Here is a 17,737-nt window from a genome sequence, read left to right on the forward strand (position 1 = left end):
CACGCCGCCAGCGTTCGTCCTGAGCCAGGATCAAACTCTCCGATAAAAGTTTGAATAGCTCTTTAAAAATAAATCTAGAATTAACGTTGACGTATTGTCTTGTTTTGTTCAGTTTTCAAGGTTCAATAAAAGGTAATAAATTGGAGCGGGTGAAGGGAATCGAACCCTCATCATCAGCTTGGAAGGCTGAGGTTTTACCACTAAACTACACCCGCATATAAAATTATGATGGTCGGGAAGACAGGATTCGAACCTGCGACCCCTTGGTCCCAAACCAAGTGCTCTACCAAGCTGAGCTACTTCCCGTCTGAAAAGCATATGTATAACTATAGATATGATACTCGCTAGTAGAAACAAAGTGGCGCGCCCGAGAGGAGTCGAACCCCTAACCTTTTGATCCGTAGTCAAACGCTCTATCCAATTGAGCTACGGGCGCAATATATCGTTATAAGTCTGGTGCGGCCGAGAGGACTTGAACCTCCACGGGGTCGCCCCCACTAGGCCCTCAACCTAGCGCGTCTGCCATTCCGCCACGACCGCGTTTTAAAGCGACAAGCATTATTATACTGAGGAAAATCTATTTTGTCAATTACTTTTTATGAAAGTATTTATAAGTGCGGGTGAAGGGACTTGAACCCCCACGCCTTGCGGCGCCAGATCCTAAGTCTGGTGCGTCTGCCAATTCCGCCACACCCGCATGAATCTGAAAATCATTGGAAAGATATTCCACTTGCATAAAAAATCTATGGTGAGCCATGAAGGATTCGAACCTTCGACCCTCTGATTAAAAGTCAGATGCTCTACCAACTGAGCTAATGGCTCTTAAAATGGCTGGGCTAGCTGGATTCGAACCAACGCATGTCGCAGTCAAAGTGCGATGCCTTACCGCTTGGCTATAGCCCAATGTTTCGCCAAAAAGTGACGAGGTTTATATAATAACATGTCCATTTCAATAAAGTCAATTGTTTTTTCCGAAATAAATCTGGCGGTCCGGACGGGACTCGAACCCGCGACCTCCTGCGTGACAGGCAGGCATTCTAACCAACTGAACTACCGGACCAGAGTTTTTTGACGATAGTCAAAATAACTTTCATTATTTGCGTTAGCAATATAGGTTTCATTACCTCGCATGATAATAGAAGTAAAATGACCCGTACGGGATTCGAACCCGTGTTACCGCCGTGAAAGGGCGGTGTCTTAACCGCTTGACCAACGGGCCACGTTCTAAATATGAATGGCGGAGAAGGAGGGATTTGAACCCTCGCGCCAGTTGCCCGACCTACACCCTTAGCAGGGGCGCCTCTTCAGCCACTTGAGTACTTCTCCATGAAAATGGCTCCGCAGGCAAGATTCGAACTTGCGACCGATCGGTTAACAGCCGATAGCTCTACCACTGAGCTACTGCGGAACGTGAAGTATATTCTTACGCTTAACTCGTCTTATCGACTCTTTAGATTATAATGACTCATCATTTTCTTGTCAACTACTTTCATGCACTTTTCTCCAATAATAAAAGCATGAGTGTAATGACTAGGATTGCCCTTTTTCTAACACGACTTCCTTGATTAAACGAAGTTTTCCTCTGCACCGGCCACAGACAAATTTCCTTGTATTGATCTTTCTTTTTCTTTCGAAGTTCAGTCCGCATTTAGAACAGATATAGAGTAACACCCGTTTCCTTCTGTTCACACCTGGCAATAAAGAACAAAACCTTGGTCCCCCGACCTCTTTAAGTAAGCTCTTGAAGTCTTGGTCCCCATGTTTGTAGCCTTTGCCTTCTAAATGCAAATGATAATGGCATAACTCATGTTTAATGATTCCAATTAATTCATCCATTCCATGCTCGTCCAAGTATCTCCGATTAATATCGATATCATGACTGCCTAACATATATCTCCCACCCGTAGTCCTTAATCTCGGGTTGAAATATGCCTTATGAAGGAAAGGCTTTTGGAATGATTGTATGGAAATGGTTTCAACTATTTTTTGCAACTCGGCATTCGTCATATAAATCCTTCTTTCTAAATAGAACATGACAACCTATTATAGCATAAACTAGGTATCACCCTTATTGTTTAAGTCTGACAAACTACTCGGTGAAGACGGTACTCCCATTGGTACTTTTATAGAGATAAGGAGGTTCAGCCATGCCTAATTGGCTTGTTAATCAATTAAGAAAAGCTTATCTTGAGAAGGATCGGTACCAAATCAAACTTCTTAATCAGTGCTGGTACTTTTACAGAAAGAAGAACTGCTCTTAATGATGATTGTCTACCCAAGAGGCATTCCATCGTATATAAAAAAGGGCTGACCTCCAGATAGTCCCCTATCGTGCAGTCAGCTCCTATTCATTTCTTATTGAACCATCGTCAGTGCGACCCTTCCTTTTTGGACATCGACACTTTCAACCCAAACGGTCACGACATCTCCTACTGAAACCACATCTAATGGATGCTTCACAAAACCATTTTTCAGCTTTGATATATGGACAAGTCCATCTTGTTTTACACCGATGTCTATAAAAGCACCAAAATCCACTACATTTCGGACGGTCCCTTGTAACTCCATCCCTTCAGATAGGTCCGAAAGCTTTAGAACATCCTTCTTCAGTAATGGCTTAGGGAACTCATCCCTTGGATCACGACCTGGCCGAATCAGTGAGTCGATAATATCCTTCAGTGTGAGTTTCCCTATTTCTAATTCTTCTGAAACTTCATCTATGTTCAATTGATTCAATGCCAGTTTTAATTCCTCTGAACCAATTTCCTGAACACTTAATCCCACCTTATTAAGGAGTTTCTTTACATCACTATAGTTATCCGGGTGAATAGGTGTTCGATCAAGGAGCTCTTTCCCATCCACGATTCTCAAGAACCCGATGCACTGCTCGTAAGTTTTAGCTCCAAGTCTCGGTATCTTCTTTAGCTGGGCTCTTGATTGAAATTTCCCTTCCTCTTCTCGCTTTTTCACAATATTGCTTGCCACAGTCTTTGAAAGTCCTGCAACATATTGAAGCAACGAAGATGAAGCGGTATTGACGTTGACTCCTACCTTGTTTACTGCTGTTTCCACGACAAAGGTTAAGGATTCATTTAACTTTTTTTGAGAAACATCATGCTGATATTGTCCCACTCCAACGGATTTAGGGTCGATTTTCACTAATTCTGCCAACGGATCTTGCAATCTTCTAGCAATTGATACAGCACTTCGCTCTTCAACCTGGAAGTCAGGGAACTCTTCTCTTGCCACTTCAGATGCCGAATATACACTGGCTCCCGCTTCGTTGACAATTAAATAAGAGACACTCCCCTCAAATTCTTTTAACACATCCACTACAAATTGTTCGGTTTCTCTCGACGCAGTTCCATTTCCGATGGCTACAACCTCAATAGAGTGTTTCTTCAAGATATCTTTTAATACTTCTTCCGCCTTGGCCCGATTTGATTTAGGCGGGTGAGGATAGATCACGTTGATATCAAGAGTTTTCCCTGTCTCATTAATAACAGCTAGCTTACAGCCCGTCCGGAATGCAGGGTCGACACCCAGCACCATCTTCCCTTTCATCGGAGGCTGGAGCAATAATTTCCGTAGGTTCTCAGAGAAGATATGGATGGCTTGGTCCTCCGCTTTGTCTGTCAACTCATTGCGGATTTCCCTTTCCACCGATGGCTGGATGAGCCTTTTATAACTGTCCTCCACTGCTTCTTTTACTAGAGGGGCAGAGATGGATTGCACATTTTTAATGACTTGCCTTTGTAAATAGTGCAGAATACCTTCTGCGTCAGGCTGGATCGTCACCTTCAGAACATCTTCCTTTTCCCCTCGGTTCATAGCTAAAACACGATGCGGAACTACTTTATGAATCGGTTCTTGATAGGAGTAATACATTTCAAAGACCTTTTTTTCATCTTCCTCTTCCTTTTTCACCTTTGATTCCATTAACCCTTTTCGGAAAGTATATCCTCTTATGTATTCCCGGTAGGAAGCTTCATCGGATATGTACTCTGCAATAATGTCCTTTGCTCCATTTAAAGCTTCCTCTGTCGTCTTCACCTCTTTTTCTTCAGAAACGAAGTGAGAAGCCTTTTCTTCAAGGTTTCCTCTTGAAGGGAATGTCAAGATCCATTCCGCCAAGGGTTCTAATCCTTTTTCTTTCGCAACCGTGGCTTTTGTTCTTCTTTTTTGCTTGTATGGACGATACAAGTCCTCAACGGTTTGCAGCTTATCCGCCTTCCGGATGGCAAGGGTTAACTCTTCCGTCAATTTCCCTTGTTCTTCGATAAGTCGAATAACTTCTTCTTTTCTTTGCTCTAAATTTTGAATATAATTCCATTTATCCATAATACTTCGAATCTGGACTTCATCTAATGCACCGGTCTGTTCCTTCCGGTATCGCGCGATGAAAGGAACTGTATTCCCTTCCTCCAGTAATGAGATGACGTTTTTCACATTCTTTATTGATAGGTTCAATTCTTTTGATACTTTGTTAAGTAATGGTTCTTGCTTTGTTAATGTTGCTGCCAATTGCATTACCTCCATTTAAAGGATTCTAATATATTTTACCATAACTGCCTTTGAGGATTGAAAATGGGCTTAATTCATAATCAGTGCCCTTTTAGTCGATATAGAGCGCGTAGTGATAAACGGTCGAACGGCAACTGGAAGCAAAAGTAGCCCCCCACTCCCTCAAGCAAAAATTCGTGAGATCCTTTATAGAAAGAACAATCTATGCGAAAGAGCCTTTACATAGTCTTTCCTCTCCCTAGTCCGTGCAATCAGTTGCTCTAGCACTTATAAACAAAAAAACTTACCCTAAAACTGTTAGAGTAAGTTTCCTATGATATATGTTGTATCATCTGCTGTACCGTTAACTAATGATTGGATATTCCCTAATGTTCCATGGAGCGTGGGATATCTCTGAAGGATATTCTTTACACCGGAAATACTCAATCCATCGGAGTGAATGAGAAACCTTGAGTTAGAGTCATAATGGAAGCGTTGGGTTTTATACTTTTGCGGTCTGCCGGATAAGTACCCAGTCACCGGTAAGGGATAGGTCATCTTTCCTTCAGGTGCATACATATAAAAACGGATATTTCCTACACAGCTATACACAAATTCTTTGGAGTGATAATATGCCTTAATAATTGCTACGGCAGCTCCACGCTTTTTCTGAAGAGCTTCGTTACACAGGCTCATAAGTGTTTCAACATCCTCATGATGATGCTCTTCCACCAATTCCACTACAACATGTGACGATTCATACGCAAACTTACCACTGCCTAAGCCATCGGCGAGGACGCAGATAAAGTAATCGCTTGTAGATGTATAGAAGTAACTATCACCACAAAAGGGGTTTCCATTTTTCGATACTTGTTCTGCATAGAGCTCTATTTCATTTTGTTGAAGATAAGCCATTAATAATGACTCTCCGAATCGCTCATCTCTTCTTGAATGGCTTCCCGAAGCTTTTTGATCGCTCTTCTTTGCAGGCGGGAAACATGCATTTGTGAAATTCCGAGCTTTTCTCCGGCTTCTTTTTGGCTTAAATTTTCTAAATAAGTGTGTTGTATAATAGCTTTTTCCCGGTCGGATAGAACATGAAGCACTTTCTCAAGAACAAGCCGCTGATTTACCTTTTCATAGCCTTCATCCTGATCTCCTACGATATCCAGTATCGTTACCGTACTTCCCTCTGAATCCGCCTCAATCGAGTGATCGACAGAAAGCGCCTGATAACTCCTGCCCATTTCCATCGCTTCCAGCACTTCTTCTTCGCTCACTTCCAGATACTCAGCAATCTCGTGTACCTGGGGAGATCGTTCCAATCTATTTGTTAACTCTTCAACCGTGGATTTAATTTTCGGACCAAGTTCTTTAATTCTTCGGGGAACATGCACGCTCCACGTTTTATCCCTTAGGAACCTTTTAATCTCTCCAATGATGGTTGGAATCGCGAAAGCTTCGAATGACCTGCCGAAAGATTCATCGTACCTTCTGATTGCCCCAAGCAGTCCTATCATTCCCACCTGAATGATATCCTCATGGAAGGACCTGCCCTTTGAATATTTCCTCGCAATGGACTCAACAAGATTCTGGTAATGCAGGATGAGCTGACTTTGGGCATCATCATCCTGAGTTTCCTGATATTCCCTGATCCACTTGAGTACTTTTTCTTTTTGCACCTGTTGGTTAGGTTGAGATAGTTTTTTCATCCCTCTCCACCTGCTCTCCTGATAGGAATTTAGTCATAAAGACTGTCACTCCCTCCTTGTGATGCACTTTTACTTCATCCATAAGGCTCTCAATAAGGTATAGACCTAACCCACCTTCTCTTAAGAACTCAACGGAATGATCGGCATGATAAGGACCAACAGCACTGCGAATCTCTTTGAAGTCGAAGCTTTCACCATGATCTGCCACCATCACCTCAAGACGATCCTCATACAGCGCAAATCCAACTACAACTTCACCGGTATTGTCCTTGTAAGCGTGCTGAACCGCATTGGTGATGGCTTCACTTGTAGCAATCTTCAAATCCTCAATTGCATCATAATCAAACCCCATACGACTTGCAATTCCCGAAAGCGTCAAACGAATAACCCCGACATATTCCGGCTTTGCGGGGATCTTCATCTCGATGTAATCAAAAGCTTGCATCATTCCACTCCACCTTCTACCTTGGAATTAATATTCATAATATCCCCTAAACCTGTAATATCAAACAATCTTTGCAAACGGTCAGACAAACCGACAAGATAAAGTTGCCCATCACGTGCCTTTACCGTTTTAAATAGACCGACGAATACTCCTAATCCGGTACTATCCATATAAGATACTTCCGAAAGATCCACTGTAATATCTTTATTATCGGCTTCAGCAGATGGTTGAAGCGTTTCTTTAAGCTTTGGAGCTGTATATGCGTCAATTTCTCCGGCTACTTTCACAAGCAGCTCGTTTTCTTTTTCTTTCATATCTATTGATAAGTTCATAAAAAGACCACCTTTTTGGCAACATTATAATAAGTCTATATTCCTTTACCCTCTCTTAGATAAAGATAAACTACTTTTATGAATTTCTTTTTATGATGATCAAAGTGAAATCATCCCTAAGTTCAAAATGCTGCAGCTTCTCCAGCTGCTTATACACTTTATTCACGATCTCCTGTGTCGGGAGATGGGTGTATCGACTGATCAATTGGACTAAGTCCTCTCTCTCAATGAAGCCTTCTTCTGTACGGCATTCCGTAACCCCATCCGACAGGAGGATGATCATGTCCCCCACTTCCACGCGTCTTTCATATTGCCTGTATTTCGCTTTTTTATCAACGCCTAAAAGGAGGCCCTTGGCATCAAGGTCCTCATATTCGTTGGTTGATGCTTTATAAAAAAAGCCAGGTTCATGCCCAGCTGACGAGTATGAAAACAGATGTTTCTCTGAATTATATACACCGTAGAACATTGTGATGAACATACTTGCATCCACGTTCTGTTCCACTACCCTATTCAGGCTTTCCAATACGGCATTCGGTTCGTGGCGGTACTCAGGTAAACTATCCATTGCATATTTAATCATGGACATGCAAAGAGCAGCCGGTATACCCTTTCCAATCACGTCTGCAATGGCCACACTTACACTGTCATTTTCATCCTGGACAAAGTGATAATAATCACCGTTCATTTTCTTGGCAGGGACACTTACCGCTCCGATATCCATTCCATCTACTGTAGGAACGACGGTCTCAAGAAGAGTCTGCTGCATATTGGATGCTACATCTATCTCATTATTTAATTCTTGTTGCTTGGTTCTGAGACTTTGATGTTCACGATAGGCAAAGCCATAGCCTATCATCACTTCCAAAAGGATATCGAAAGAGTGCAGAACCTGATGCGGTATGTTAGGTTCCATTTCCAGAATGACGTTTTTATGAAGACTGATGATTTCTTCCGGTGATACGTGATGTTCAATTGATTTACGACTGAATTTCTGCCCTAAATAAAGAGCTCTCTCATCTTGATCGTTTAGATAATGCTCAATGATCTCTCTATATTTTGAATCCATCAATTCTCTGAAATTCATATAACTCCTCCTAGCGGAGCCACTTGGTCGCCCTTATGTCTGTCCCTTCACCGGGTACAGATTCTACGTTAAATTCGTCCATTAAACGCTTAACTCCAGGCAAACCTGCTCCTAATCCACCCGATGTGGAATAACCATCTTCCATTACTTTTCTTATATCTGCAATACCGGGACCTTCATCCAAGGCGATGATGCGCACACCTTTTTTTCCGGCATCGAATAATTTTTCAATGCAAATCTGACCATAGCCAGCATATAAATAGATGTTTCTTGCTAATTCGCTGATAGCCGTAGTGATACGAGCTTGGTCAACTGTGCCGAATCCGAGCTCCTTCGCTACATTCCTCCCTAACTGGCGGGCAGCAACGATGTCCCATTCATTCGTGATCTTCACGCAGGATTGGCTATCCATACCTAGTCCCCCAGTTCCAATTGTAATTTCTCCAGACCTTTTTCCAGATCAAGAGCGGTTAGGACGTCCTCTAACCTGATTCCAAGCTCAATCAACGTAATCGCTACAGCTGGCTGAATGCCCGTGATGACAACTTTTGCTCCCATTAATCTGGACATGTTAATCACATCTCCAAGAACTTTGGCGATAAAGGAGTCAATGAAATCAATGGAGGTAATGTCAATTACAACTCCCCTTGCACTGGTCTCGTGAATCTTCTGTAGAAGATCCTCTTGAAATTGAAGGGCTGTTTGATCATCCAGCTCCCACTGAATGGAAATTAACAAACAATCATGCAGCTTTAAAATTGGTATTCTCACTCTAATCCCTCCGCCGAAACTATTTTTCGATTTGTCATTTCAAGAGCCTTTTCTATTCCTTTTCTTAACGTACTATTGGTGCTGAACTGATTAAGGTCGATTCCTAAATTCACAATTGTCTGTGCAATCTCCGGTCTAATCCCCACGAGCATACACTTCGCGCCGACTAAACGTACGGCTTCTGCAGCCTGGATGATATGATGGGCGACCATTGTATCCACGACCGGCACACCGGTTATATCAATGAGCACGACTTCTGCCCTGTGCTTCACCACACCATTTAAGAGGTTCTCCATGATTAACCGGGCGCGTTCCGTATCTATCGTACCTACAAGGGGCATGATGGAGATCTTTTCGAATACCGGTATAAGTGGTGCTGATAACTCCTGCAATGCTATCTTCTGAAGAGAAACCGTTCTTTCCCATGATTCTGTATAAGCTTTAACCACTTTGTTGTACATTGGTGTCAGCCATTGATCGAATTTCTCAACCTGAGCAGCATGATTTACATCCGTGATCAGTTGGTCATTCGTCATACCTTCGTATACCACCTTACCAAATGCACCTAAAGCAGATGTCACAAATGTAAGTGGCCACCCTAACCTGACAACCTTTTCAGCGAAATCTTCCAAGCGGTTATTGAATTCTTTGGAATCTCTTAAGTTTGAAGTAATCATTTCAACAAACTCATGGCTTGTCTTAGTGAAAACCTGATCTGAAACGACTTGAAGAAACTTCTCATCTGCTTCATTCCTCATCCGTTCCATCCAAATACTAGTGATTTCTGACTTATTGTCCTGAATATAATCCGTGACTTCACTAAACATTTAGTTCTCTCCATTCTATCATATGAAATTTATACTCAGCATTTATGTCGATTGATGTAACCCAATCTTAAAGTAGTTTACAACTATGAACGAAAAATGACGTAATTACTTTAATAGTAACAAATAAATATGGAAAAGAAAAAACCTATGCCTTTTCGGGTATTTTTTATGCTTTCTTTTCCCATTATAAATTGTTTACCTTGTTTTGTCATAAAATTGTCTGTATATTCGATTATCCATATTCTACTTCAGGGGTAAAAATGGACCAGGATTTCTCCATGGAAAAAAAGCAAAACAAAAAGGCCTAATGATCAAGGTTTTGTTTGATCAGCAAGCCTTCTGGTTTGCAAATATATTGTCCCTATTGCAGACATGATATGGTTCCACACAGCGAAAGGTTATGGGTTAAAACTGAATCAGACCCACACTGATTTGCAGGGCGTCATCCACTTTCTCCATCATCTCATCATCCAAGTGTGTTATTTTATCGGTAAGACGTTGTTTGTCAATCGTTCGAATCTGTTCAAGCAAGATAACGGAATCACGTTCAAAGCCATAACGTTTTGCATCAATTTCAACATGAGTAGGCAGTTTTGCTTTTTGAATTTGTGCGGTAATGGCAGCTACAATAATTGTGGGACTAAACCTGTTCCCTATATCGTTTTGAATAACAAGTACCGGCCGAACTCCGCCTTGTTCTGATCCTACAACAGGAGAAAGGTCTGCAAAATATACGTCACCACGCTTTACAATCAAAGGATTAACCTCCGCTTACTAAGCGTTCGACTGTATGTTCTGCCTCATATTCTGCTTGGATCGCTTCTGAAGCGATTGCAAGATTAATCTTAGCCATTTCCATATAGCCGCGTCTCATAGATTCACGTAATTGTCTCTTCTTACGCTCTCTTAAATACATTTTGGTTGCACGATAAATAAACTCATTGCGATTCACATTTTCTTGATCTGCAAAGCCGTCTAATTCTGTAACAAGCTGTTGCGGTAGACGAATTAAGATTTCTGTTGTTGCGCTGGATTCAGACACAAACTACACCTCCACCAATCACTACATACCGTTTCTGTTCATTAACATATTTATCATACCATCAATTAAAGGGAATGAAAAGTTAATTTATCAATCTCTTCTATTATCCACCATTTAAAATACTAATTATTCATCAAATTGATCGTTATTTTCCCATTGTCTTTGTATCCCAGTTGATAAGAGTTTGTTCGATACTTCCGTAGGTTCTCCATTCCGTATATAAATACGCGGCACTCTTGTTGAAATGATACAAGGTATCTCATAGTTAATGGTATCAAGCTTTCCAGCGATTTCATCCATTGATACAGTGTCCGCACCCTGATTGCCGATTAACGTGACACGTGTGCCAGTCGGCCGGTATTCAGGGAGCCTTATCATGCATTGATCCATGCAGATTCTTCCAACAATTGGAACTCTCTTTCCTTCCACCAAAACGTCCTGACCTTGTAATTTCCGAAGCCACCCATCAGCATACCCAATCGGAATGGTTCCGATCCACTCAGTTCCTTGCGTTTCATACGTCGCTCCGTAACTGATTTTCTCTCCCGCTCCAAGTTCCTTTGTATGAATGAGTCTTGCGTGTAGGGAAAAGACTTCCTTCAAAGGAAACGGCAGTTCCGGCTTCATCTCCATGGATGGAGTGAGCCCGTACATTGCGATCCCTACCCGCACAGCATTGAATAGGGTGTTCGTTTTCCGTAAAGCAGCTGCACTATTGGAAGAATGAATATAGACAGGAAGGGAATCCAATTGTTCAAGCATGTGTTCGAATCGCTTCAATTGCTCGTCAAGATAGTCATCATTCAATTCATCCGCCGTGGCAAAATGGGTAAAGATCCCTTCAAGTCCGAATTGAGGATGAGCATGGATATTTTTCTCGATACCTTTTAATTCTTCTACGGTACGAACCCCTACCCTGCCCATCCCCGTATCACATTTGATATGGAGGTTTAAATGATCTCCTTCTGACAGTTGCCCTCCAGCTTCCACAAGCCACTCACGCTGGAATACCGTTAATGAAATGTCCAGTCGGGCTGCGATTTGCACATCCTTTGCCCTTGTAGCCCCCAATACTAAAATGGGAGAGGTGATGCCCCCTCTTCTTAAGGAAATAGCTTCATCCAGGAAAGCAACGGCCACGCCATGCGCCCCTGCAGCAAGGGCTGTCAGAGACGTTTGCACATCCCCATGTCCATAAGCATTTGCCTTCACAACGGCAAATACGTTCACTTCTTCAGGAATATGGCCTTTAATATTTTTTACATTTTCATATAAATGATCCAAATTGATTTCAGCCCAAGTATCACGAAAAAATTGCGTCTGGGTTTCCACTCTCTTCACTTCCTCATATCTTTACACAAAACATTGTCATTCTATTCAAGAATACCATGGATTATTCATATTATCATTGATTGTGATAAATAGATTCCGGGGAAATGGTCCTTATTTTTAACAGGGAAGAAGCAATGGACCAGTGATTTCCGGGGATAGAGATGAGTTATATAAAGAGGGAAGAGGCGGACCCTTCAGGCCCGCCCCGATTATTATAAACTTTATTTCACCATTGAACCTTGAACGGACTGCGCCACCATCACCATTTCAGATGGAGTCAGATCATTTGAAGCAAGCATATAATCCACACCATTATTCGTCCATCTGATGGATTGCTCTGTCATGGCCGCTACCGTGAAACCAAGGTCAACCAATTCCCCTTTTAGGGATGTAGACACAGTCATCGTAGGGACGACAGTCGTTTTCTCTTGTACGATTGTAAAGGATTTTTCACCATCGTAGGTTAAAATGACGCGTTTCCCTGTATCCGTCGCAACTTCTTTTTCTTCTATTAATTCAGTGCCGGTGATTTCTGACATCGGGTAAAGGACGGTGAATTCCGAATCTTCTACTGATGCTGTAACCGGTACCTCAAGCTGAGCACCTGTCATATTTTTCTTCATGTCGAAATCTTTCTTGTCAAATGCGGCTTTCATGTCCATCTTAGAGAATTCCACTTTCACAAGAGGATTTTTGTCTGAATCCATGACATTCACGGATGCGGGAGTCAGGTCTTTTTTGTTGAAGGCAATTTCCTGAGTAGGAAGCATCTGGCTGTTCTGGTAACGTGTTTTCGTCGTGAAGACGTAGTGACTCTTCGTTTCTTTGAAGGTAGCATCTTTGTCTTCTAACACATCTTTGACAAGTGATTCATACAAGTATGCCTGACTGCTGTTTTCCGGCCAGTTGCTTTGGAATCGGAAGCTTTTATTCAAAGCCGGTGTCAGAACGAACACTCCCTCATCATTCCTCAGGATCATTTGGCTTTGATCCTTCGCAGCGTTTTTTAAGGCTACTCGATAATAATTAGGGTCATTATGCCAGACTTCCACATCATAGGTTTGGGGTTCTTCTCCCACCTGCAGGGTCATTTTTGCATCTGCTTTGTACCCCTTCATATCCTCTACTTTTGCCTTAAGGTCCTTAGTTACATCTTCTTTTGATTGCTCTCCGCAAGCAGCGAGCGCAATCACCGCTAACATGGAAATCACTAGTATCACTAGCTTTTTCTTCATTTTTTCAACCCCTTTTGTCCCAGGATATACGTAATTGAGAGAGGGGAAGGCCAGGTGTCAAAGAATGGACGATCCTTGAAAGAATGCCCGTATCCATTCGCCAGCGAACCGCGATTGTTAGTCACCTGGCCTTGTCTCTCCTATTGCACTACTGAATATATGAGACAACCTGAGGGATTATGCTAGTGAAGATGACAAGCTTGAAATTTAATTACTCTTCCAGGACTACCTGTGCAGCTGCAAACTCACTGCTATGGGTGATGGATAGATGGGCAGTCACCCCATCAGGCTTGGAAAAGTAAGGCTTGCCGCTTCCATCCTTACTGATTTCAATATCCTGGAACGAAAGCACCGACCCAATCCCTGTTCCATTCGCTTTGGCGTATGCTTCTTTCGCCGCAAAACGTCCCGCCGCATATTCAACCCTGCGCCTGTCACTTAAAGAAAAAAACATCTTTTCTTCTCTGTCCGTCAAAACTCTCTTCAGGAACTTCGGCTGACGTTCCAATAATTCCCGGATACGCCCAATCTCAACAATATCCAATCCTATTCCTTTGATCATATGGGATTCCCCTTCTACTCTTGTCCTATTTTGCATATTTTAATAACATTACTCGTGATTTTCACTGTTTTCTTATACTATAGTACTAACTGAATTATTTATGTTATGTAACGAGCCTATCTAGGAGGATACAATATGTTTGTACGAACGGAAAGTTTTTCTCAATTTTTACGATACTATCCTATTATTTCCCTGATTGTATTGATTCATATCGTTCTTTTTGCCGTCAGCGCCCTTCCTATTTTCCCTCAACTGTGGGTATATGAACAACTGGCAGGGGTGAATGTATTCATTAAAGAAGGGGAATGGTGGAGACTGATCACCCCCATCTTCGTTCATATGGGGTTTGCCCACCTGTTATTTAACTCCTTTTCCCTTGTACTATTCGGACCACCCCTTGAAAAACACCTTGGAAAATGGAAATTCGTCAGTCTTTATTTAGCAAGTGGTGTGTTTGCCAATATCATTACGTACTTAGTCAAACCCCTCACCTACAGCCATGTTGGTGCCTCTGGAGCTATATTCGGACTGTTCGGGTTTTACATCGCCATGATCGTTCAGAAAAATCATTTCATCACAAGGGAAAGTCGTCAAATCATCTTACCTATCGTGATTATCGGGATCGTTATGACATTTATGCAGTCGGGAATAAACATTACGGCTCACATCTTCGGATTGATTGCAGGGTTTGTCATCGGCTGGATATCAGGAAGGAAATAAGGAACACGCGAAAAGGCGACCCGCTCTTGCCGGTCGTCTTTTCATTTATACACGATGAGAAAACCAGGAAGCAATCCTTTGAACGTCGTCTTTATCAAGGTCCCTGACCGGACTTGCATAACCGGTTTCTCCAGACTTCACCGTCGTAGTAAGACTCCCAAGTCCTTTTCTCGATTGGAACCAGCTCTCTTTCGTATCAAGTGACTGGATCCGATTTTTCTTCACATACATCGTATTCTTTAACACACCTCTATAACGTAAAGATAATTGGCCCCCGTCGATTCTAAAGCCTCCTGCTCGATACTGGTAGTAACCAAGCACCCCAAATGGCAGGATCAAAATCGCAGCCCAAAGACCATACGGCCAAAAGAAATAACAGGCAGCTGCGGTTGGCACCAGCACCCAGACGGATTGTCTGAACACATACCTCCTCATGGAACGTACCGGCAACCCCTTAAAATCCTCTTGAATGATATATTCAGGGAACAATCCCTTTAACAAACCAGGTACTCTTTCCTTCTTTACAATCGGGAACAGCTTAATACTCGTACTGTCTTTCTCTAAAACAGAACCCCCGGCATTTTCAATATGCACTGTACAATACCCAATCAGCTGCCTGACGGGATTTTCTACTACCCGGATGCCTTGAACACGGTTTAACGGTACCGTCACCTGCTTCTTTTCAAGCAGTCCTCTTGTCATAACAATATGATCGTCCACTATTTTTATCTTAAAATCCCCATAAATAATAAACGTCCAAACGATCGAGAGGAACCAGGCAAAAATCAAGCCCAGAAATGCCGTCAATGCGACAATGAACACTCCGCTTTTTACAAATACGGCCACTTCCTCGTACACAGCTTTATAGGGGATGAGTTCATTAAATTGCGATAAGAATAAAGCAACACCTGAAATGATGACTCCTACTCCTCCTGATGTTGCCGCAAGTACCCAGATATCTTTAGAATCCAGGGCGAAAAAGGGTTCTTCATCCTGAATCCCAGATGGTTGTTGGGAATCATCCGCAACGGTAAGACCCTTCTTCTCTACATAAATCATCTTTTCTAGTTCCAGCGCTTCCTCCTTTGAAATAGCGGTCAGTTCCGCTTCAGACTCCCTGGAGTTGGAAGAACCTGCTGTTTCGACCTTCACCTTCACGAGTCCAAAAGGCCGGTGCAAAATCCCTTCCGAGAAATTCAGGCTCTGGATCCGGTCAATGGGGATATACCGTTTCTTTTTCACAAATAACCCATACTCAATCCGCAGTTCACCTTCTTCCAACCGGTAAGTAAATCGGAGCCACTTTATAATCCCGAAGGCAAGAACGAAGACCAGAACAGCCGCCATAGATAGTAAAGGCAAGTAATCCCAAAAACCATTCTTTTCTCCCTGGTTGTTTATGACAAATAAAAACACAAAAGGTACAATTAAATCTTTTAGTTGTTTAATGAAACTCGCCACTGCCGATATGGGGTGAAGGCGTTTGTATTCAGACATCATCTTCCGCCACCCTCGCCAGTTGTGATATCGAATTCCTCAATTCATCTGCTTCGTCCATTTCCAATGCCGGAATTTCATGAACAGTTGCTGCAGTGGAAATGGTAATTGTCGATAGTCCATATCTTTTTAAAATCGGCCCCTGTACCGTATCGACATGCTGCACCCTTACCATCGGAACAAGCGTCCGCTTCACAATGAAAATACCCCTCTGCAATTCAATCTCCTGTTCCCTCACCTCATACCGCCATCTTTTCCACTTGATCGACGGAAGCAGCAATACAAATAAATATGTAAAAAGCATCAAAACACCAACGGCTATTACGATCACCCATCGGGACCAATCAAATATAAAAGTGAGCACAATTGCTCCGGCTGCCAGCGCAGCCACGACCAACGACTCCAACCATCCGTAAATCCTCCATACCTTCAAGGCCATGGGCGAAATCCTCTTTTGCGGTTCCCCTATCATTCCAATCCCCCTCACATCTCTCTTACTAAATCTTACAGTATATATACGTTTTGGAACAGAGATGGTTTCAGATTGTGCCGTCAGCTATATTAAATGAAAGGAACTCTTATCCACCCACTCTATTCCTTTGACCCCTCGCAAATCCTCTACCAATTGAAACAACGCATCATCCTTTTTCTTCGCTTCAATCATACAATCGATTTCATCCACCGATCCCTTTACTCCATGTAAGAAGTCGAGAAACATTTTGGGATCAATGAAATCGGCATGTGGCTTGTATTCTTCCGGAGACCGGGGACTCGATATATGCATTTTCACCGGCAGCGGGGACTGACTCCATGTTGCAACCACTCTTTCCCAATCCAATAACCAGTCTATTTTGTGATAAGCAAGATGGTGGTGATAATCAAATACAAGAGGAATACCCAGTTTCTCACACAAATAAAGGGCATCCGAGACGCTGAACACCGTATCATCATTTTCAAGGATAATCATCCGCTGAAGAGAGACCGGTGTCAGGCCCCAGTTATGAATAAACTGCTCGAGTGCCTTTTCTTTATCCTCATAAGCCCCACCCACATGAAGAACACATCGGTGGGTAGGGTCGACCCCCATCCCCTTTAATAATGCTTCGTGCATTTTTAACGTCTTCAGCGTATTTTTCAACACATCCACCTCACTGGAATTGAGGAGGACAAAATGATCAGGATGAAACCCCACCCTCATGGGGTGAAGCTGTAAGTATACTTTTATCGCATTGAGTTCATCCTTCAAAGGGGAAATGAAATCCCAACCCTTCAGTTCCGGATGATTTGCAAGAGGAATCAATTTTGAACTGAATCGATAAAAATGGATTTCATTCAGGACATTATGCTTTAAAAGCCGCAGGCAATTCGTAAGATTCGACTTAGCAATCCGCTCTAACTTTTGGATAGCCGCTTCCCGATCCTTTATCCCGTTAAATTGTTTATATGTCATCGTTTGTGAAGGTGATGCGTTTTGAAGATTCATGCTCATGGCTACATAGCCGAGTTTTACGAGTGTCATGGGTGATGGACTCCTTTTTTGGGTTAGTATGTGCGATGGAAGGCGAATTATCTCGTAGGTTTTGAATAGGTTACGGATTTTGTTCCTCCTTGGGTTTCTAGCTGAAAGGATTTCAATATTTTGTAGGCTGTGTTTCTGGAGTTTAGATGGAGG

20 protein-coding genes and 11 tRNA genes are annotated in these 17,737 nt (G+C 42.5%); 2 read left to right on the top strand and 29 right to left on the bottom strand.

Annotation, left to right across the window (positions count from 1 at the left end):
* Positions 1–141: 141 nt before the first annotated feature.
* The 12 genes from BAA9072_RS20985 to BAA9072_RS21040 all read right to left on the bottom strand — a co-directional run bounded on the left by BAA9072_RS20985 (position 142) and on the right by BAA9072_RS21040 (position 2,007).
* Positions 142–215, bottom strand: a tRNA-Gly gene (locus tag BAA9072_RS20985).
* 14 nt (positions 216–229) lie between these two features.
* A tRNA-Pro gene (locus BAA9072_RS20990) sits at positions 230–306 on the bottom strand.
* Between the two features lie 53 nt (positions 307–359).
* Positions 360–436, bottom strand: a tRNA-Arg gene (locus tag BAA9072_RS20995).
* Positions 437–454: 18 nt separating this feature from the next.
* A tRNA-Leu gene (locus BAA9072_RS21000) sits at positions 455–540 on the bottom strand.
* Between the two features lie 75 nt (positions 541–615).
* Positions 616–697, bottom strand: a tRNA-Leu gene (locus tag BAA9072_RS21005).
* A gap of 49 nt (positions 698–746) precedes the next feature.
* A tRNA-Lys gene (locus BAA9072_RS21010) sits at positions 747–822 on the bottom strand.
* Between the two features lie 6 nt (positions 823–828).
* Positions 829–903, bottom strand: a tRNA-Gln gene (locus BAA9072_RS21015).
* An 80-nt stretch (positions 904–983) separates the two neighbouring features.
* A tRNA-Asp gene (locus BAA9072_RS21020) sits at positions 984–1,060 on the bottom strand.
* An 87-nt stretch (positions 1,061–1,147) separates the two neighbouring features.
* A tRNA-Glu gene (locus BAA9072_RS21025) sits at positions 1,148–1,219 on the bottom strand.
* A 16-nt stretch (positions 1,220–1,235) separates the two neighbouring features.
* A tRNA-Ser gene (locus BAA9072_RS21030) sits at positions 1,236–1,326 on the bottom strand.
* Between the two features lie 7 nt (positions 1,327–1,333).
* Positions 1,334–1,408, bottom strand: a tRNA-Asn gene (locus tag BAA9072_RS21035).
* Between the two features lie 122 nt (positions 1,409–1,530).
* The gene (locus tag BAA9072_RS21040) at positions 1,531–2,007 is read right to left on the bottom strand and encodes a SprT family protein (RefSeq protein WP_201716580.1); all 477 of its coding nucleotides are present in this window, start codon (positions 2,005–2,007) and stop codon (positions 1,531–1,533) included.
* Between the two features lie 140 nt (positions 2,008–2,147).
* Here BAA9072_RS21040 and cmpA point away from each other — a divergent pair, with 140 nt between their 5' ends.
* Positions 2,148–2,261 (top strand): cortex morphogenetic protein CmpA, encoded by a 114-nt coding sequence (cmpA, locus tag BAA9072_RS21045; RefSeq protein WP_098351062.1) that lies wholly within the window; start codon positions 2,148–2,150, stop codon positions 2,259–2,261.
* Between the two features lie 94 nt (positions 2,262–2,355).
* Here the strand turns inward: cmpA and BAA9072_RS21050 are convergent, their stop codons facing one another.
* The 14 genes from BAA9072_RS21050 to acpS form a co-directional block, all read right to left on the bottom strand.
* Complete coding sequence (locus tag BAA9072_RS21050) at positions 2,356–4,524, bottom strand: Tex family protein (RefSeq protein WP_230980964.1); 2,169 nt, start codon at positions 4,522–4,524, stop codon at positions 2,356–2,358.
* Positions 4,525–4,821: 297 nt separating this feature from the next.
* Positions 4,822–5,418: a PP2C family serine/threonine-protein phosphatase gene (locus BAA9072_RS21055; protein ID WP_201716582.1), complete on the bottom strand. Its 597-nt coding sequence runs from the start codon at positions 5,416–5,418 to the stop codon at positions 4,822–4,824.
* Positions 5,418–6,215: an RNA polymerase sigma factor SigB gene (gene sigB / locus BAA9072_RS21060; RefSeq protein ID WP_201716583.1), complete on the bottom strand. Its 798-nt coding sequence runs from the start codon at positions 6,213–6,215 to the stop codon at positions 5,418–5,420. Before sigB ends, BAA9072_RS21055 begins: the two co-directional genes overlap by 1 nt.
* Entirely contained in the window at positions 6,193–6,660 is a 468-nt protein-coding gene (rsbW, locus tag BAA9072_RS21065; protein WP_330999324.1) for an anti-sigma B factor RsbW, read from the bottom strand. The genes sigB and rsbW overlap by 23 nt, the downstream gene beginning before the upstream one ends.
* The gene (locus tag BAA9072_RS21070) at positions 6,660–6,992 is read right to left on the bottom strand and encodes an anti-sigma factor antagonist (protein ID WP_201716585.1); all 333 of its coding nucleotides are present in this window, start codon (positions 6,990–6,992) and stop codon (positions 6,660–6,662) included. Before BAA9072_RS21070 ends, rsbW begins: the two co-directional genes overlap by 1 nt.
* A 76-nt stretch (positions 6,993–7,068) precedes the next feature.
* Positions 7,069–8,079: a PP2C family protein-serine/threonine phosphatase gene (locus BAA9072_RS21075; protein WP_201716586.1), complete on the bottom strand. Its 1,011-nt coding sequence runs from the start codon at positions 8,077–8,079 to the stop codon at positions 7,069–7,071.
* 10 nt (positions 8,080–8,089) lie between these two features.
* Positions 8,090–8,491: an anti-sigma regulatory factor gene (locus tag BAA9072_RS21080; RefSeq protein ID WP_034763056.1), complete on the bottom strand. Its 402-nt coding sequence runs from the start codon at positions 8,489–8,491 to the stop codon at positions 8,090–8,092.
* Between the two features lie 2 nt (positions 8,492–8,493).
* On the bottom strand, positions 8,494–8,850 hold the full coding sequence (locus BAA9072_RS21085) for an STAS domain-containing protein (protein WP_034763058.1): 357 nt from the start codon (positions 8,848–8,850) through the stop codon (positions 8,494–8,496).
* Complete coding sequence (locus tag BAA9072_RS21090) at positions 8,847–9,677, bottom strand: RsbT co-antagonist protein RsbRA (protein WP_201716587.1); 831 nt, start codon at positions 9,675–9,677, stop codon at positions 8,847–8,849. Before BAA9072_RS21090 ends, BAA9072_RS21085 begins: the two co-directional genes overlap by 4 nt.
* A 405-nt stretch (positions 9,678–10,082) precedes the next feature.
* Positions 10,083–10,433: a type II toxin-antitoxin system endoribonuclease NdoA gene (ndoA, locus tag BAA9072_RS21095; RefSeq protein ID WP_034763063.1), complete on the bottom strand. Its 351-nt coding sequence runs from the start codon at positions 10,431–10,433 to the stop codon at positions 10,083–10,085.
* Between the two features lie 4 nt (positions 10,434–10,437).
* Positions 10,438–10,719: a CopG family ribbon-helix-helix protein gene (locus tag BAA9072_RS21100; protein ID WP_032085355.1), complete on the bottom strand. Its 282-nt coding sequence runs from the start codon at positions 10,717–10,719 to the stop codon at positions 10,438–10,440.
* A gap of 126 nt (positions 10,720–10,845) precedes the next feature.
* Positions 10,846–12,051, bottom strand: coding sequence for an alanine racemase (alr, locus tag BAA9072_RS21105; protein WP_201716588.1), 1,206 nt, complete (start codon positions 12,049–12,051; stop codon positions 10,846–10,848).
* 221 nt (positions 12,052–12,272) lie between these two features.
* Positions 12,273–13,286 (bottom strand): LolA family protein, encoded by a 1,014-nt coding sequence (locus BAA9072_RS21110; protein WP_201716589.1) that lies wholly within the window; start codon positions 13,284–13,286, stop codon positions 12,273–12,275.
* A gap of 211 nt (positions 13,287–13,497) precedes the next feature.
* A complete protein-coding gene (gene acpS, locus BAA9072_RS21115; protein ID WP_201716590.1) occupies positions 13,498–13,848 on the bottom strand; it encodes a holo-ACP synthase in 351 nt (116 codons plus the stop codon).
* Between the two features lie 135 nt (positions 13,849–13,983).
* Here acpS and BAA9072_RS21120 point away from each other — a divergent pair, with 135 nt between their 5' ends.
* On the top strand, positions 13,984–14,568 hold the full coding sequence (locus tag BAA9072_RS21120) for a rhomboid family intramembrane serine protease (RefSeq protein ID WP_201716591.1): 585 nt from the start codon (positions 13,984–13,986) through the stop codon (positions 14,566–14,568).
* A 45-nt stretch (positions 14,569–14,613) separates the two neighbouring features.
* Here BAA9072_RS21120 and BAA9072_RS21125 read toward each other — a convergent pair whose 3' ends face one another.
* From BAA9072_RS21125 to uvsE, 3 genes are all read right to left on the bottom strand, one after another.
* A complete protein-coding gene (locus BAA9072_RS21125) occupies positions 14,614–16,068 on the bottom strand; it encodes a PH domain-containing protein (protein ID WP_230980965.1) in 1,455 nt (484 codons plus the stop codon).
* Positions 16,058–16,537 (bottom strand): PH domain-containing protein, encoded by a 480-nt coding sequence (locus BAA9072_RS21130; RefSeq protein ID WP_201716592.1) that lies wholly within the window; start codon positions 16,535–16,537, stop codon positions 16,058–16,060. Before BAA9072_RS21130 ends, BAA9072_RS21125 begins: the two co-directional genes overlap by 11 nt.
* 84 nt (positions 16,538–16,621) lie before the next feature.
* A complete protein-coding gene (gene uvsE / locus BAA9072_RS21135; RefSeq protein WP_201716593.1) occupies positions 16,622–17,584 on the bottom strand; it encodes a UV DNA damage repair endonuclease UvsE in 963 nt (320 codons plus the stop codon).
* Positions 17,585–17,737 lie beyond the last annotated feature (153 nt).

The organism is Rossellomorea arthrocnemi (assembly GCF_904424705.1).
Classification (GTDB): domain Bacteria; phylum Bacillota; class Bacilli; order Bacillales; family Bacillaceae_B; genus Rossellomorea; species Rossellomorea arthrocnemi.

What these genes read in the sequence shown, in the direction of transcription:
- acpS (WP_201716590.1), bottom strand. Translation starts at nt 13,848, where the DNA reads ATGATCAAAGGAATAGGATTGGATATTGTTGAGATTGGGCGTATCCGG.
- BAA9072_RS21040 (WP_201716580.1), bottom strand. Translation starts at nt 2,007, where the DNA reads ATGACGAATGCCGAGTTGCAAAAAATAGTTGAAACCATTTCCATACAA.
- cmpA (WP_098351062.1), top strand. Translation starts at nt 2,148, where the DNA reads ATGCCTAATTGGCTTGTTAATCAATTAAGAAAAGCTTATCTTGAGAAG.
- BAA9072_RS21070 (WP_201716585.1), bottom strand. Translation starts at nt 6,992, where the DNA reads ATGAACTTATCAATAGATATGAAAGAAAAAGAAAACGAGCTGCTTGTG.
- BAA9072_RS21075 (WP_201716586.1), bottom strand. Translation starts at nt 8,079, where the DNA reads ATGAATTTCAGAGAATTGATGGATTCAAAATATAGAGAGATCATTGAG.
- BAA9072_RS21110 (WP_201716589.1), bottom strand. Translation starts at nt 13,286, where the DNA reads ATGAAGAAAAAGCTAGTGATACTAGTGATTTCCATGTTAGCGGTGATT.
- BAA9072_RS21130 (WP_201716592.1), bottom strand. Translation starts at nt 16,537, where the DNA reads ATGATAGGGGAACCGCAAAAGAGGATTTCGCCCATGGCCTTGAAGGTA.
- BAA9072_RS21090 (WP_201716587.1), bottom strand. Translation starts at nt 9,677, where the DNA reads ATGTTTAGTGAAGTCACGGATTATATTCAGGACAATAAGTCAGAAATC.
- uvsE (WP_201716593.1), bottom strand. Translation starts at nt 17,584, where the DNA reads ATGACACTCGTAAAACTCGGCTATGTAGCCATGAGCATGAATCTTCAA.
- BAA9072_RS21080 (WP_034763056.1), bottom strand. Translation starts at nt 8,491, where the DNA reads ATGGATAGCCAATCCTGCGTGAAGATCACGAATGAATGGGACATCGTT.
- BAA9072_RS21120 (WP_201716591.1), top strand. Translation starts at nt 13,984, where the DNA reads ATGTTTGTACGAACGGAAAGTTTTTCTCAATTTTTACGATACTATCCT.
- BAA9072_RS21125 (WP_230980965.1), bottom strand. Translation starts at nt 16,068, where the DNA reads ATGATGTCTGAATACAAACGCCTTCACCCCATATCGGCAGTGGCGAGT.
- sigB (WP_201716583.1), bottom strand. Translation starts at nt 6,215, where the DNA reads ATGAAAAAACTATCTCAACCTAACCAACAGGTGCAAAAAGAAAAAGTA.
- BAA9072_RS21055 (WP_201716582.1), bottom strand. Translation starts at nt 5,418, where the DNA reads ATGGCTTATCTTCAACAAAATGAAATAGAGCTCTATGCAGAACAAGTA.
- rsbW (WP_330999324.1), bottom strand. Translation starts at nt 6,660, where the DNA reads ATGCAAGCTTTTGATTACATCGAGATGAAGATCCCCGCAAAGCCGGAA.